Consider the following 13,869-nt stretch of genomic DNA (forward strand, 5'->3'; position numbering starts at 1 on the left):
GGCCGATCAGCACCCGGCGCTTGTTCCGGCGTACACCGGTGAGTATCGTGCGCGCGGCGTCGTCGGCGGTCGTGATGAAGAACTTCTCGAACGTGTCCCGGCCTTGTTGCTCGCTCGCGACCATGAAGCCGACCATGTTCTGCGAGACGCGGCTGGCCTGCGCGATGTTCGTGCGGATGCCGCCCGGATGCACGCAGGTTGCCGACACGCCGCACTTCATCATGTCGAGTTCCTGGCGCAGCGATTCGGTGAAGCCGCGCACCGCGAACTTGGTCGCGTTGTAGCCGCTCATGCCCGGTTGCGCGAAGATCCCGAACAGGCTCGACGTGTTGATCACGTGGCCGTCGCCCGAGGCCTTCAGGTGCGGCAGGAACGCCTTCGTGCCGTGCACGACGCCCCAGAAGTTGATGTTCACGATCCACTCGAGATCGCTGTATTCCATCCCCTCGATCGTGCTCGACAGCGCGACGCCCGCGTTGTTGAAGATCAGGTTGACCTTGCCGTGTTCCTTCGCGGTGTCGTCGGCCCACGCGAACATTGCTTCGCGGTCGCCGACGTCGAGCACGCGCGTCGACACGCGCACGTTCGGCGCGATCGCGCGGACGATCCGTTCGGTTTCGGCGAGGCCGACGCCGTTCTTGTCGGCGAGCGAGACCTGGCAGCCCGCCTGCGCGAGCTGGATCGCGAGCGAGCGGCCCATGCCCGAGCCGGCACCCGTGATCGCGGCGACCTTGTTGGCGAAATCTCTCATGTCGGTTGCTCCTTGTCTGGCTCAGGCCGCTTCGGCGGACGTGGAAGTCGAAGCGGAAGCGGCGGGCGCGGCGACGGGCCGCGCGGTCGTGTCGTGTTGCGGCGCGCGATACGCGTGGTAGTCGGCGATCGAGAAGTGCGCGGTCGCCTGGCGGAAGCGCCACGTGAAGCCCGGCCACAGCGTCGTGTTCTTGCCGGTGCGCGGGTCGAGGTACCAGCTCTTGCAGCCGCCCGTCGACCAGATCGCCTTCTTGAGCTTGCCCTGCAGGTCGCTGTTGAACTGCGCCTCGACGAGCGGGCGCACCTCGATCGCATCCGCCCGTTCGCGATGCATCGCCTGCAGCGCGCCGAGGATGTATTCGATCTGCGACTCGATCATGAACACCATCGAGTTGTGGCCGAGGCCGGTGTTCGGGCCGACGATCATGAAGAAGTTCGGGTAGCCGGGCAGCGTCGAGCCGAGATACGCGTGCGCGCCGTCGCGCCATGCGTCGACGATGTCGAGCCCGCCACGGCCGATGATCGCGCCGCGCGGATACGGATCGGCCACCTGGAAGCCGGTGCCGTAGATCAGGCAGTCGACTTCATGGCGGCGGCCGTCGGTCGTCACGACCGCGTCGGCTTCGATGTGGTCGATGCCGGTCGTGATCACGTCGACGTTCTTGCGCGACAGCGCCGGGTAGTAGTCGTTCGAGATCAGCACGCGCTTGCAGCCGAGCGTGTAGTTCGGCGTGACGGTCTTGCGCAGCTCCGGATCGGGAATCTGCTTGCGGATGTGGCGCAGCGCGAGCTTCTGCACGTTCTTCATCAGCGACGGATGGATCGCGAAGCCGAGCACGCGCGATTCGAGCATCCAGTAGATGCTGCTGCGCACGGCCTTCTGCGTGAACGGCAGCGTGCGGAACAGCCACTTTTCGAGCCCGGTCAGGTTGCGGTCGGGTTTCGGCATGATCCACGGCGGCGTGCGCTGGAACAGCGCGAGTTCCTTCACGCGCGGCGCGATCTGCGGCACGAACTGGATCGCGCTCGCGCCGGTGCCGATCACCGCGACGCGCTTGCCTTCGAGCGCGTAGTCGTGATCCCACTGCTGCGAATGGAACGCGCGGCCCTTGAAGTTCTCGACGCCGGGAATCGACGGCAGCGCGGCGCGCGACAGGCCGCCCATTCCTGACACCAGCACGCGCGCGGACAGCCGCTTGCCGTTCGCGAACGTGAGGCGCCAGCGCTGCGCGGCTTCGTCGTACTCGGCGCGCTGCAACTCGTGGTTCAGGCGCAGGTGCGGGCCGACGCCGAAGCGCTGCACGCAGTCTTCCAGATAGGCGCGGATCTCTGGCTGCGGCGCGAACATGCGCGTCCAGCGCGGGTTCGGCGCGAACGAGAACGAATAGACGTGCGATTGCACGTCGCATGCACACCCGGGGTAATGATTGTCGCGCCACGTGCCGCCGACCGACGCGGCCTTCTCGAGGACGACGAAGTCGGTCACGCCTGTTTGACGCAGGCGGATCGCCATCCCGAGGCCGGCGAAGCCGGTGCCGATGATGGCGATGTCGATGGTTTCGTCCAGGCCGTCGTGGCCGGGCGGACCGAAAGGCAACGTGCGAGCATTCATCCGGGTGTCTCCGATTTGGCTCATTTTCGAATGTTACATTGTTTGATGTAACGATAGTGGGTGAGCCCGGAAACCGCAAGAGGCTAGAAGCGGCGCTCTAAGGGCCGGAAGCCAGACGGGAAAAGGCTGAGCGGGGTTTGGAACGGGCCGGTTTCCGCCATGCGGGATGCGCGGAAAGGGCCGTCGATAGGGCGAGAGAGGCGGCGGACGAGACCGCCGGCACGCGGCGGTCTGTTTGAAACAGTATCAGGGACGGATCGTTCGGGCGGCCGTCTCATGGAAAACCCCGGCCACGATCGTGACCTGCGCGAGCGCGTAGAGGCCCCAGATCAGGTAATCGATGCCCGGAAAGCCGCCGAGGAAGCGGCCGACGCCGATCAGCGTATCGGAGCCGACGAAGATCAGGCTGCCGATGGCCACCAGCGAGCCGCGCGTGCGGGCAGCGAGCGCGAAGCTCGCCATCGCGCACAGCACGAGCATGTAGACGGCGACCGGTGCCAGCAACTCGCCGAGGTGCGGAAGGAACGCCACGTAGAACGCCGGCGCGGCGATCCACAGCCCGACGAGCGCGACGATGCGCCAGCCGTGCGGCCGGGCGCGCCAGTGCATGAAGATCGCGCAATAGCACAGGTGCGTGAGCAGGAACGCGCCGAGGCCGAGGACGAACGACAGCGGCCAGTCGGGCAGCGCGAGCAGCACGTCGCCGAGCACGGCCGTCACGAGTGCCGCGCACAGCCACGCGCGTTCGCGCGGCGCGGCGCAGGTGCTGCCCGCTGCGAGCAGGAGGATGCCCATCGCCGCTTTCGCGACGGCCTGGCCGGGATAGGGCGCGGCGGCGAGCGACAGCCCGTACAGCAACGCGGCGGCGACGGCGAGCGGCCAGAGCCGGCGGTAGGTGGCGGGAAGCGTGGCGATCAAGGCGGGTGTCTCCGGTTTGTTGTTGTCTGCGGTGGACGGCGCGCGGTCGAGGGCGCGGCTGTCGGCCATTATCCGGAAGAAAGGGCGGGCGAAAACCGGCGAATCCTTCTAGGAATCGAAGGCGGTGCGGGAGCGGTTGCCTTCTGCACTTTGCCCCGGTTGAACCGGGGCAACGACTTCAATTCGGCTTGCTATGATCGCCGCGGTATTGCCGTTGTCGATGTGGTTGTTGCTGTCGCTGTCGTTGTTCCGCCCGGCCGCGCGACTGGATGCGCAAGCCGATGCGGGCCCGATGAATCCATGCCGTGCCCGGCCCGTACGCTCATGCGAAGCGGGGCAGGCTGACCTCCCCACGAAAACAGGTCCGACCATGACCGAACTTCTCCACGGCGACGGCGCGATCCGTCGCACGACGCCGTACGGCTCGTCGATCGAAAACACCTATGCGGGCGTGCTGTCGTTCATGCGCCGCAACTATTCGCGCGAACTCGACGGCGTCGACGTCGCGATCTCCGGCGTGCCGCTCGACCTCGCGACCACTTACCGCTCCGGCGCGCGGCTCGGCCCGGCCGCGATCCGCGCGGCGAGCGTGCAGCTCGCGGAGCTTCATCCGTACCCGTGGGGCTTCAACCCGTTCGACGATCTCGCGGCCATCGACTACGGCGACTGCTGGTTCGACGCGCACAACCCGCTGTCGATCAAGCCCGCGATCGTCGAGCATGCGCGCACGATCCTCGGTTCCGGCGCGAAGATGCTGACGCTCGGCGGCGACCACTACATCACGTATCCGCTGCTGGTCGCGCATGCGGAGCGCTACGGCAAGCCGCTGTCGCTGATCCATTTCGACGCGCACTGCGATACGTGGGCCGACGACGATCCGGACAGCCTCAATCACGGGACGATGTTCTACAAGGCCGTAAAGGAAGGGTTGATCGATCCGGCGACGTCGGTACAGGTTGGCATCCGCACGTGGAACGACGATTTTCTCGGCATCGAGCGGCTCGATGCGGCGTGGGTACATGACCACGGTTCGCGCGCGGCGGTCGAGCGGATCGTCGATATCGTCGGCGCGCGGCCCGCGTACCTGACGTTCGATATAGATTGCCTCGATCCGGCGTTCGCGCCCGGCACGGGCACGCCGGTCGCGGGCGGGCTTTCTTCGGCACAGGCGCTCGCGATCGTGCGCGCGCTCGGCGCGGTGAACCTGGTCGGTGCGGATGTGGTCGAGGTGGCGCCTGCTTACGACCACGCGGACATCACGGCGATCGCGGCCGCGCATGTCGCGTGCGATTTGCTGTGTTTGTGGCGGCAGAAGAAGGTGGCGGGGGCGCTGAAGTAAGTCAGCATGCCGGGCATGCGCGTGCCGCCGGCGCGGTGCGCGCACCGCCGGATCGATGTGCTGCTTGCATTCCGTGGGTCGGGCGAAAAAGTCTTCGCGGATTTCCGTAGAGGGGCCTTGCCGACTCGTTGGCGACATCCGCGAAACGTCAGCGGGTGGCGGCTTCCATATGCCAACGAGGCGTTGGCGTGTCACTGATGACATGAGCGGACAACATCAACCGAGAAGCTAGCGACTCCTGAAAAAAGCGGCAAGCATGTCGTCTTCCGGAGCCGCACGATGCGTCGCCTGCTGCTTTCCCGACCGTCCACCGGATCGCGAATGATCCGCCCCGACGCCGGCGCCATCAGGCCACGTTCCCGTATAAACCGCACGCGGCCTGATGAGATCGGATTGTTCGCGCTGCTCCAGCCCATGCGCGATCCAGCCGATCGAGCGGCCAAGCGCGAACAGGCCGAATGCGGCACCGACCGGAAGCCGCAAATGTCTGCGCAGTGCCACCAGCGCGAGATCCAGCGAGGGTTTCTGGCCGACGAGCGCGCTGCCAGCATCGATCATCCTTTTCCATTGAGGATGGCGCGGCAGGATCCGCGACAACAGATACGTCGCGCGCACGTCGCCGTCGGGATAGAGCGCATGTCCGAAGCCGGGCAAGCCGTCTCCCCGGGCCAGACGCGCGCCCATTTTTTGCTCGATGTCCTTATTACCCAGCTCGTCCCACAGGGCTTCGCCACGCGCGGTAGTGGCGCCGTGCCGCTCGCCCGACAGGCCGGCGAGGCCGCCGACCACGACGGCACGCAAGCTCGCGTTCGTCGACGCGATGCATCGCCCCGTGAAGCTCGACGCGTTCAGTTCGTGGTCCGCGCACAGCACGAGTGCCATCCGGATCAACTCGGCGCCAGCAGGCCCGACGCCCCACGCCCGCGCGCATTGCACATGGATGGGCGCTGTGTCGATCCGGGTTCGCAACAGGCATGCGGCCAGAATCCGCACGAGATCACCACAACCCTGCGCGTGACGATCGGTCGATTGCTGCCAGATCGCGGTTGGCGCGTCCTCGCTTGCGACGGTGAAGAGCGGTAGCAGGGCCTGCTCGGCGCGTTGATCGGCGTAGTGCCTGAAGAGCGTTCGCAGTACCGCGGGCGTAGGGGGAACGTGACGGCCGAAAGCAGCCACCTCGTCGCATCGCCATAGCAGCGCCGCGACTTCCTCGAGACTCGCGCGAGCGGCGAGATCGAGTGCGTCCACACCGCGATAGAAGAGCCGGCCGCCATCGATCAACGTGATGCTCGACTCGAGCACGGGCGAGCCCCAGTTCAGCGCGGCCTTCGCCACTTCCTTCGGCTTGCGGCCTCGTGCGCGCTGATCCGCGAGCCGGTCGACATCGGCCGCGAGGTAGCGGCTTTCACGGTGGCTGCCGCCCGGTTCCGCGCGAAGCAGGCCGCGGCTGACGTACGCATAGAGGGTTTGCCGCGAGACACCGAGCCTTGCCGCGGCTTCGGTCGAATTCAGGTAGTTCGACATCGTGCGCAGGGGGAATCGTTCGACAGGTTGATCAGGATAATCAACGTTGACAGCAAATGCGAGCGAGACGATCTTTGCGTCACCTAATTCATGCGAGGCGAACATGCGTATCGATCAAATGTCGAGGGAACGGGCCGTGGCCGATGAGGATCGGGTGTCGCGTCATCTGCGGGCGTTCTGGCTGGCGGCGGGTGGGTCTCAGGCGTTCCTCGAATCGTGCAGCTTCAGCGGGTCGGGCGAACTGGTTTCCGCGTTTCGCGTAACCGACCTGGCCACGGCGGCAATCGGCGCGGCAGGGACGTCCGTTGCCGAATTGCTGCATGCGTCGACCGGAACGACGCCGTCGGTGCGGGTCGACCGGCGCATGGCGTCGCTGTGGTTCGGCACGTCGCTGCGTCCGCAGGGCTGGACGATGCCGCCTCAATGGGATCCGGTGGCCGGCAACTATCGGGCGCGCGATCGCTGGATCCGGTTGCACACCAATGCGCCGCATCACCGACTGGCCGCCTTGTCGGTGCTCGACTGTGCCGCCGATGCACGGGCGGTCGCGCAAGCGGTGAGTCGCTGGGAGGCCGGTGCGCTCGAAGACGCGATCGTCGAGCGCGGTGGTTGTGCCGCGGCGATGTACTCGGCGCAGGAGTGGGCCGAGCATCCGCAGGGCAAGGCGGTCGCAACCGAACCGTTGCTGCATGTTCATGCCGGGACCGATGCCGTCGCGCGTGACTGGCGGCCTTCGAAAGACCGGCCGTTGCGCGGCATTCGCGTGCTCGACCTGACGCGCATTCTCGCCGGCCCGGTGGCGACGCGGTTTCTTGCGGGCCTGGGCGCCGACGTGCTGCGCATCGATCCGTACGGCTGGGAAGAACCGGGCACGGTGCCCGAAGTCGTCCTCGGCAAGCGATGTGCGCGGCTGAACCTGAAGGATGCCGCGGATCTCGATACGCTCAAGCAGCTGCTCGGCAGCGCGGATATCGTCGTGCACGGTTACCGGTCCGATGCGCTGGCGCGCCTCGGGCTCGACGCTGCGCATCGGCGCGAACTGAATCCTGCGCTCATCGACGTCTCGCTCGACGCTTATGGCTGGAGCGGTGAATGGCGGTGCCGGCGCGGCTTCGACAGCCTCATTCAAACGAGCACGGGAATCGCCGAGGCGGGCATGCGCGTGATGGGCGGCGATGCACCGGTGAACCTGCCCGTTCAGGCCATCGACCATGCGACGGGCTACCTGATGGCGACGGCCGCGATCCGCGGGCTGACGACGCGAATGAAACAGGGGGTCGGTACGGAGGTCCGCGCGTCGCTGGCGCGTACGGCGGCCGATTTGCAGCTGCGGTCGGAGCCCATGAGCGAGGTGGTCGAACTGGTCGCCGACGGTCAACGTGATCGTGCGGAGCACGTCGAACCGACGTCATGGGGGCCGGCATCCCGGCTCCTGCCGCCAGTGCAGATCGACGATGCACCGCTCCGATGGTTTTATCCGGCACGCGCGCTAGGTGCGTACGAACCCGAGTGGTTGTCTTCGAACGGCGATCTTTGAGGCGGGGCGATGAATCGGCGGGTGTCGGTGCGTGGCGGCGGGACGGGAATCGACCCGGCCACGGCGACGCATTGCGCTCAGCGCAATGCGCAGGTTGTCATCATCGGACTGCGCGCGAACGTGTTGGAACACGCGGCCGAAGCGATCGAACGCGTGTTTCCCGATGCGCCCTCCACCGTGCCCTGGCTGCCGGCGTGGGCGTGCCTGATCAGGTGGAACGCGATCGGGATACGCTGACAGAGCGGTTCGAGCCCCTCGATATCGTGGTCAACGCAGCCGCTGGAGAGGGGGCGGGCGAGTGAAGCAAATAGGCGCGCGCAGGCCGCCGGCGCGTTGCGCGCGTCGCTGGATCGATGGCCGGGCGTTGCCTTTAGCCGCGCGTGTCGACCCAGTTGCGTGCCCAGCGGGCCGAATGCTGCAATGCCTGCTCCTCGCTCGTGAAGTAATCGAGCGAATAGAACTGGTAGCGGCCTTCGGTGCGTGGGCTGCCGGCGCGTTCCAGCAGCAGGTTGGATGAAAAGCTTCCGTCGGGCAAACGATGCGCCGAGGGGTGAACGGCATAGCCGTTGTATTGTTGAATTTGTTTGTTCTGCATTTTAATTTTAATAATGTTCGAGTGCGCGCGTGCCGTGCGGAATGTGCACGGGTGCGCCGATTCAAGCCATTGCGAGCTGAATCTGAAGCAGTCGTAAAGCGAAAAAGGGCTTCGCAGCCAGAGGGGGAATGAAGTGCAACGAGGCGTGTGGCGCTTGGCGAGCTGCGGAATGAACCGTTGCAGCTAAGAGCAATTGCGCCAACTTTGGGAGACCAGTCTCCGCGAGGATGTCGCTGCAACCCGGCGCCCGTTACGGGAGGCCGGGTCCTTCAAACTTTACAGCGGCTTGATGTTGGCCGCTTGCAGACCCTTCGGGCCTTGCTTCGTTTCGAAGCTCACCTTCTGATTTTCAGCCAGCGTCTTGAAGCCGTCGGCGCGAATTTCGGAGAAATGAGCGAAGAGATCGTCGCCGCCGTTGTCGGGCGTGATGAAGCCAAAGCCTTTGCTGTCGTTGAACCACTTGACGATACCGGTATCCATGAAGATTCCTTGAGAAAAAAATATGAAGAATTGCTCTGTAAAAGAGCGCGTGAAGCGTCAAGGAGGGAGAGGACAACGAATACCGCTGAGGAGCGATCAATTGATGAACAGCAATCGGACTTCTTGAACTTCGCCCGACACATTAACCGCTCGGCGGTGCTGGCGTCAATCGTTAACTTGTAACTATTTCACCAGGCGGTCGGATTGGCGGATGACGCGATGTGGCCCTGCCAGGCTGCGCGCGCTCCCCGGCCTGACGTGCAGGTTGAACAGGGCCTGATGGGGTTGGTGGCGCTGAACGACCCGAAGCAGCCACAGAGCCTGATCCAAAGCCGCCATTCGAATCGGGGATCACCTTGCGACGGGGCATCGCTTCGCGGTCGTCCTCGATAAACATAAAAGCGAGACCCGCGCTCTGGTCGAACGCCGATCGTTCGTCCCGCGTTTCCCGAAAATTCGACAAGAACGAAAAAGGCCGATGCGTCGTGCACCCGTCATGCGCCGGAGCAAACGGCCGAAGCAATCGGCGGCGCGTGTTCCGACGCGCCACCGATCGTGCGAGATGGATGACAGCTGCCTCCGATGCGGCAAGGACGATCAACGGTCCTGAAGGCCCGCATCGTCGACAGGCGCGCTCCGTACTACAAGAACAAGCGATAGGCGAGATTGTTGCCTTCCTCGATGTACGGATAGCCGAGCGTCGACAGGAAGTGGTCGAATTCGGCGCGATCGGCCTGCGGCACCTGAAGCCCGACGAGGATCGAGCTGTAGTCCGCGCCCTGGTTGCGGTAATGGAACAGGCTGATGTTCCAGTCCGGCGCCATCGCGGACAGGAACTTCATCAGCGCGCCCGGCCGTTCCGGGAATTCGAAGCGGAACAGGCGCTCGTCGAGTGCGAGCGGCGAACGGCCGCCCACCATGTAGCGGATGTGTTCCTTCGACAGTTCGTCGTGCGTCAGGTCGATGGTCGTGAAGCCGTGCGATTCGAAGTTCGCGGCGATTTCGGCCGATTCGCCGCGGCGCTTGATCTGCATGCCGACGAAGAAGTGCGCGGATTGCGCGTCGGCGATCCGGTAGTTGAACTCGGTCACGTTGCGGTCACTGACGAGCGCGCAGAAACGCCTGAAGCTGCCGCGTTCCTCGGGGATCGTGACTGCGAACACGGCTTCGCGCGCCTCACCGACCTCCGCGCGCTCGGCGACGAAGCGCATCCGGTCGAAGTTCACGTTCGCGCCGGACGTGACCGCAATGAGCGTCTGGTTCTCGACGCCTTCGCGCTCTGCGTAGCGCTTCGCGCCCGCGACCGCGAGTGCGCCGGCCGGTTCGAGCACGCTGCGGGTATCCTGGAACACGTCCTTGATGGCCGCACATAGTGCATCGGTGTCGACCGTCACGACGCCATCCAGGTGTTCGGCACACAACCTGAACGTTTCCTCGCCGACGAGCTTCACCGCGGTGCCGTCCGAGAACAGGCCGACCTCGGTCAGCTCGACGCGTCGACCGGCCGCGAGCGATTGCGCCATCGCGCATGAATCGTCGGTCTGCACGCCGATGACCTTGATCTCCGGGCGCACGGCCTTGACGTAAGTGGCAATGCCGGACGCGAGACTGCCGCCGCCGATCGGCACGAAGATCGCATGGATCGGGCCCTGGTGCTGGCGCAGGATTTCCATCGCGACCGTGCCCTGGCCGGCGATCACGTATGGATCGTCGAACGGGGGGACGAACGTGAGATCGCGCTCCGCCTGCACCTTGACCGCGTGCTGATACGCGTCGCTGTACGATTCGCCCGCCTGGATGACCTCGACCGTCGCGCCGCCATGCGCGCGTACCGCATCGACCTTCACCTGAGGCGTCGTGACGGGCACGACGATTACGGCCTTGACGCCCATCCGGGCCGCCGAGAACGCGACACCTTGCGCATGGTTGCCGGCCGACGCCGTAATCACGCCGCGCGCGAGCGCGTCCGCAGGAATATGCGCCATCTTGTTGTACGCGCCGCGCAGCTTGAACGAGAACACCGGCTGGTTGTCCTCGCGCTTCAGGTAAACGGGGTTCCGCAACCGGGCCGACAGGTTGCGGGCGGGTTGGAGTTCGGTCTCGCGCGCGACGTCGTAAACACGCGCAGTGAGAATTTTCTTGACGTAGTCGATTGGCGGTCGGGTTTGCGCGGCAAGCGTGGCGCAAGCGTCAGGCGAGCTTCGGTACAAGGGCACGGTCATTTCCTTTCGAGGGCGGGTTTGAAATGCCCTGGGCGGAAATGAAAAAACCCGCCTCAGGGGCGGGTTGTCGTCATTGAGCCGGATGCGCGCTAACCCACCATTCGAAGAATGGTGCGAATAATCAGCGCGATGGTGAATGCTCGGTAGCTCATGTGTTCAAGCATCAACCATGGCAACGGTAGTTGTCAACTGTATCGAGCGAATTCCGGCCATCATGGATGGCTGCGTGGTCGAGTGCCGGTACTTCGCGTCGCCTTTCCCGGCAATCCGTGGCAAGCAGCGAACCAGGCCGACGGGCAGGGTGCCGGTCGGCCTGGTTCGAATCAATGCGCGCCGCGGTGTTCGCGTTACTTCGCGGCGAGCGCGGGCGCGATGCGCTTGTCGACCCATGCGTTGTCGGCCACGCTCAGCTTCTGCGGAATCAGCTTCGCCGCATAAAACGCATCGGCGACACCTTGCTGGGCCGCGACGATCTTTTCGTCGAGCGGCACTGCGCCAAACGGGACACGCTTGATCCACGTCTCGACGAGCGGTTGCGGCAGGCCGACCTTCGGTGCGATCAGCGCGGCCGTGTCGGCCGGATGCGTGTTGACCCACTGGCCCGTCTCGCGCGCCTGCTTCAGGATCGCGCCGACCACGTCGGGATGCTGCTGCGCGAAATCGCGCGTGGCTTCGTAGAAGTTGTTGGTCGCCGCGAGGCCCGTGTAGTCGGACAGCGTGCGCACCTTCAGCGCATTTTGTGCGGCTGCATAGTACGGATCCCAGACGACCCACGCATCGACGTTGCCGCTCTCGAACGCGGCGCGCGCGTCGGCCGGCGCAAGGTACACGGGGCGGATTTCGTCGTAGCGCACGCCGGCCTTCTTCAGTGCTTCGAGCAGCAGGTAGTTCGCGCTCGAGCCCTTCTGCAGCGCGATCTTCTTGCCGCGCAGGCCGGCGACTGAACGGATCGGCGAATCGGCCTTTACGACCACGGCTTCATTGTGCGGCGCTGGCGGTTCCGCACCGACATAGACGAAGTGCACGCCGGCCGCCTGCGCGAACACGGGTGGCGGCGCACCCGTATAGCCGAAGTCGATGCTGTTCGCATTCAGCGCTTCGAGCAGTTGCGGGCCGGCCGGGAATTCGAACCACTGGACGCCATAGCCGAGCGGCTTGAGCCGCGCTTCGAGCGAACCTTGCGCCTTGATGACCGACAGCAGGCCGGCCTTCTGGTAGCCGATGCGCACGACCTTGTCGGCGCCGCCTTGCGCGAAGGCCGACGCGGCGGACAGTGCGACGAGCGTGACGGCGGCGGTGCGGGCGATCCAGCGGGTGAAACGAATCATCGAACGGACTCCATGCAAAACGTCTTCGGGCGAGCGGTGGTGCCGCTCGGTTGGAAGAATCGTCGCATGGGCGATCACACCCGCAAACGAAGCATTGCCGATATCAATATGACGGCGGCGCGCCTATGCTTCGTCGCTGCCGTTTTCCGATGCCGGCGTGCCGGATTGTCGCGCGGCCTCGTCGCTGAGCTTCTTGTCGAGGATCGTCGCGACGCGGCCGCCGAGATACGCGCTCGCCGCGGTTTCGAGTGCGCGGTTCGTCTCGCCCTCGACGAACACGGCAGCGAGCGGGCGCAGGCGCCAGATCGCATCGACCAGTTCGGGCACGTCAGTGGCGGGCGGCAGCGTGCCGGCGTCGTAGCGGTCGAGCCGCTTCACGACGAGATCGACGAGCAGTCGCGCAATCGCGTCGAAATGCGGCCGCGCGAGGCTGATCACGTCGAGCAGTTCGCGCGGCGGGATGCCTTCCTTCGTCATCGCGGCCGCCGCTTCGAGCAGCGCGGGGCTCTTCGCGACGAACGACAGGCCGCGCCGTTCGAGCAGGCCGAGTTCGGTCACGCGTGACAGCTGCGTGGTCGCCTGCGGGCCGAACATCTGTGCGAGCGCGGCAAGCGAATAGGTTTTCGGCAGTTCGTGCGACCAGCGGCCGCCGATCGCGTTTTCGAGGCCGAGGATCGAGCGCAGGTCGTGGCCTTCGTCGATCGCCTTGATCAGGTCCTGGATGTTCGACAGCGTGTAGCCGCGTGCGAGCAGGTGGTTGATCAGCTTCAGGCGCGCGACGTGCGTGTCGTCGTAGATGCCGACGCGGCCGCGCTTTTCCGGCGGCGCGAGCAGCCCGCGATCCTGGTAGGCGCGGACATTGCGCACGGTCGTGTCGGACACGCGTGCAAGTTCGTCGACCGTGTACTCGTTGCGGGAGTCCGGCGCCGCCTCGTCGGGTGTGGAATGAGTCTGTTTTGACATGCGGCCATTCTAGCGCGACGCGACAGGCTCCGGCGAGACGGGGAGCGTGTTCGCGCCGTCGCCGAGCGGGCGCTGCAGCAGCGCCGTATCGATCCAGCGGCCGTGCTTGAAACCGGCCGCCTTCAGCATGCCGGCGGGCTCGAAGCCGAACGCGCGATGCAGCGACGTCGAGCCGCCGGTGCCGCCGTCGGCGATCACCGCGATCATCTGCCGCCACGGGCCGGCCTCGCAGCGTTCGATCAGCGCCGCGAGCAGCGCGCGCCCGATCCCGCGCCCGCGCTGCGCATCGTCGATGTAGATCGAATCCTCGATCGTGAAGCGGTACGCACTGCGCGTGCGGTACGGCGTCGCGTACGCGTAGCCGGCCACGCGGCCGTCGCATTCGGCGACGAGATACGGCAGTCCGTGGCGCAGCACCGCGTCGCGGCGCGCGCGCAGTTCGTCGACGTCGGGCGGTGTCTCTTCGAACGACGCGACGCTGTGATGCACGTGGTGCGCATAGATCGCGTGGATCGCATCGAGGTCGGCGTCGGTCGCGTCGCGAACGACGCAGGCGGGGGCGGTGTGCATGGCGGCGGGTCCGGCGAATTCAGAGCGCAAA

13 protein-coding genes are annotated in these 13,869 nt (G+C 65.7%); 3 read left to right on the plus strand and 10 right to left on the minus strand.

Going from position 1 to position 13,869, the window contains the following annotated elements; translation table 11 throughout:
- The 3 genes from JYJ84_RS14740 to JYJ84_RS14750 form a co-directional block, all read right to left on the minus strand.
- On the minus strand, nucleotides 1–751 hold a 751-nt coding region (locus tag JYJ84_RS14740; RefSeq protein WP_205189252.1), incomplete at its 3' end, for an SDR family oxidoreductase.
- 21 nt (nucleotides 752–772) lie between these two features.
- Nucleotides 773–2,362, minus strand: a complete 1,590-nt coding sequence (locus JYJ84_RS14745) for an NAD(P)/FAD-dependent oxidoreductase (protein ID WP_175223540.1) — start codon at nucleotides 2,360–2,362, stop codon at nucleotides 773–775.
- A 246-nt stretch (nucleotides 2,363–2,608) separates the two neighbouring features.
- Nucleotides 2,609–3,280: a lysoplasmalogenase gene (locus tag JYJ84_RS14750; RefSeq protein WP_175223539.1), complete on the minus strand. Its 672-nt coding sequence runs from the start codon at nucleotides 3,278–3,280 to the stop codon at nucleotides 2,609–2,611.
- 370 nt (nucleotides 3,281–3,650) lie between these two features.
- Between JYJ84_RS14750 and speB the strand changes: the two genes are divergently transcribed.
- On the plus strand, nucleotides 3,651–4,619 hold the full coding sequence (gene speB / locus JYJ84_RS14755; protein ID WP_089452548.1) for an agmatinase: 969 nt from the start codon (nucleotides 3,651–3,653) through the stop codon (nucleotides 4,617–4,619).
- A 228-nt stretch (nucleotides 4,620–4,847) separates the two neighbouring features.
- Here speB and JYJ84_RS14760 read toward each other — a convergent pair whose 3' ends face one another.
- Nucleotides 4,848–6,143, minus strand: a complete 1,296-nt coding sequence (locus tag JYJ84_RS14760) for a citrate synthase family protein (protein WP_175223550.1) — start codon at nucleotides 6,141–6,143, stop codon at nucleotides 4,848–4,850.
- Between the two features lie 103 nt (nucleotides 6,144–6,246).
- Here JYJ84_RS14760 and JYJ84_RS14765 point away from each other — a divergent pair, with 103 nt between their 5' ends.
- On the plus strand, nucleotides 6,247–7,680 hold the full coding sequence (locus tag JYJ84_RS14765) for a CoA transferase (RefSeq protein WP_175223538.1): 1,434 nt from the start codon (nucleotides 6,247–6,249) through the stop codon (nucleotides 7,678–7,680).
- Between the two features lie 21 nt (nucleotides 7,681–7,701).
- The gene (locus tag JYJ84_RS14770) at nucleotides 7,702–7,917 is read left to right on the plus strand and encodes a hypothetical protein (RefSeq protein ID WP_175223537.1); all 216 of its coding nucleotides are present in this window, start codon (nucleotides 7,702–7,704) and stop codon (nucleotides 7,915–7,917) included.
- A gap of 133 nt (nucleotides 7,918–8,050) precedes the next feature.
- On the opposite strand, the gene JYJ84_RS14775 is transcribed toward JYJ84_RS14770, so the two are convergent.
- From JYJ84_RS14775 to JYJ84_RS14800, 6 genes are all read right to left on the minus strand, one after another.
- On the minus strand, nucleotides 8,051–8,275 hold the full coding sequence (locus JYJ84_RS14775; protein WP_122947410.1) for a hypothetical protein: 225 nt from the start codon (nucleotides 8,273–8,275) through the stop codon (nucleotides 8,051–8,053).
- A gap of 276 nt (nucleotides 8,276–8,551) precedes the next feature.
- Complete coding sequence (locus JYJ84_RS14780; protein ID WP_006485974.1) at nucleotides 8,552–8,755, minus strand: cold-shock protein; 204 nt, start codon at nucleotides 8,753–8,755, stop codon at nucleotides 8,552–8,554.
- A 641-nt stretch (nucleotides 8,756–9,396) separates the two neighbouring features.
- Nucleotides 9,397–10,977: a threonine ammonia-lyase, biosynthetic gene (ilvA, locus tag JYJ84_RS14785; protein WP_175223536.1), complete on the minus strand. Its 1,581-nt coding sequence runs from the start codon at nucleotides 10,975–10,977 to the stop codon at nucleotides 9,397–9,399.
- A 347-nt stretch (nucleotides 10,978–11,324) separates the two neighbouring features.
- Nucleotides 11,325–12,305 carry a sulfonate ABC transporter substrate-binding protein gene (locus tag JYJ84_RS14790; RefSeq protein ID WP_122947409.1) on the minus strand — a complete coding sequence of 327 codons (981 nt, stop codon included), beginning with the start codon at nucleotides 12,303–12,305 and terminating at the stop codon, nucleotides 11,325–11,327.
- A gap of 123 nt (nucleotides 12,306–12,428) precedes the next feature.
- Nucleotides 12,429–13,268: a MerR family transcriptional regulator gene (locus tag JYJ84_RS14795; RefSeq protein WP_122947408.1), complete on the minus strand. Its 840-nt coding sequence runs from the start codon at nucleotides 13,266–13,268 to the stop codon at nucleotides 12,429–12,431.
- Nucleotides 13,269–13,277: 9 nt separating this feature from the next.
- On the minus strand, nucleotides 13,278–13,838 hold the full coding sequence (locus JYJ84_RS14800; protein WP_122947407.1) for a GNAT family N-acetyltransferase: 561 nt from the start codon (nucleotides 13,836–13,838) through the stop codon (nucleotides 13,278–13,280).
- Nucleotides 13,839–13,869 lie beyond the last annotated feature (31 nt).

Source organism: Burkholderia sp. LMG 13014 (assembly GCF_905232215.1).
GTDB lineage: Bacteria > Pseudomonadota > Gammaproteobacteria > Burkholderiales > Burkholderiaceae > Burkholderia.

Excerpts from the sequence above, each read along its gene's own strand:
- JYJ84_RS14745 (WP_175223540.1), bottom strand. The coding sequence starts at position 2,362 with ATGAATGCTCGCACGTTGCCTTTCGGTCCGCCCGGCCACGACGGCCTG.
- speB (WP_089452548.1), top strand. The coding sequence starts at position 3,651 with ATGACCGAACTTCTCCACGGCGACGGCGCGATCCGTCGCACGACGCCG.
- JYJ84_RS14760 (WP_175223550.1), bottom strand. The coding sequence starts at position 6,143 with ATGTCGAACTACCTGAATTCGACCGAAGCCGCGGCAAGGCTCGGTGTC.
- JYJ84_RS14765 (WP_175223538.1), top strand. The coding sequence starts at position 6,247 with ATGCGTATCGATCAAATGTCGAGGGAACGGGCCGTGGCCGATGAGGAT.
- JYJ84_RS14775 (WP_122947410.1), bottom strand. The coding sequence starts at position 8,275 with ATGCAGAACAAACAAATTCAACAATACAACGGCTATGCCGTTCACCCC.
- JYJ84_RS14780 (WP_006485974.1), bottom strand. The coding sequence starts at position 8,755 with ATGGATACCGGTATCGTCAAGTGGTTCAACGACAGCAAAGGCTTTGGC.
- ilvA (WP_175223536.1), bottom strand. The coding sequence starts at position 10,977 with ATGACCGTGCCCTTGTACCGAAGCTCGCCTGACGCTTGCGCCACGCTT.
- JYJ84_RS14790 (WP_122947409.1), bottom strand. The coding sequence starts at position 12,305 with ATGATTCGTTTCACCCGCTGGATCGCCCGCACCGCCGCCGTCACGCTC.
- JYJ84_RS14795 (WP_122947408.1), bottom strand. The coding sequence starts at position 13,268 with ATGTCAAAACAGACTCATTCCACACCCGACGAGGCGGCGCCGGACTCC.
- JYJ84_RS14800 (WP_122947407.1), bottom strand. The coding sequence starts at position 13,838 with ATGCACACCGCCCCCGCCTGCGTCGTTCGCGACGCGACCGACGCCGAC.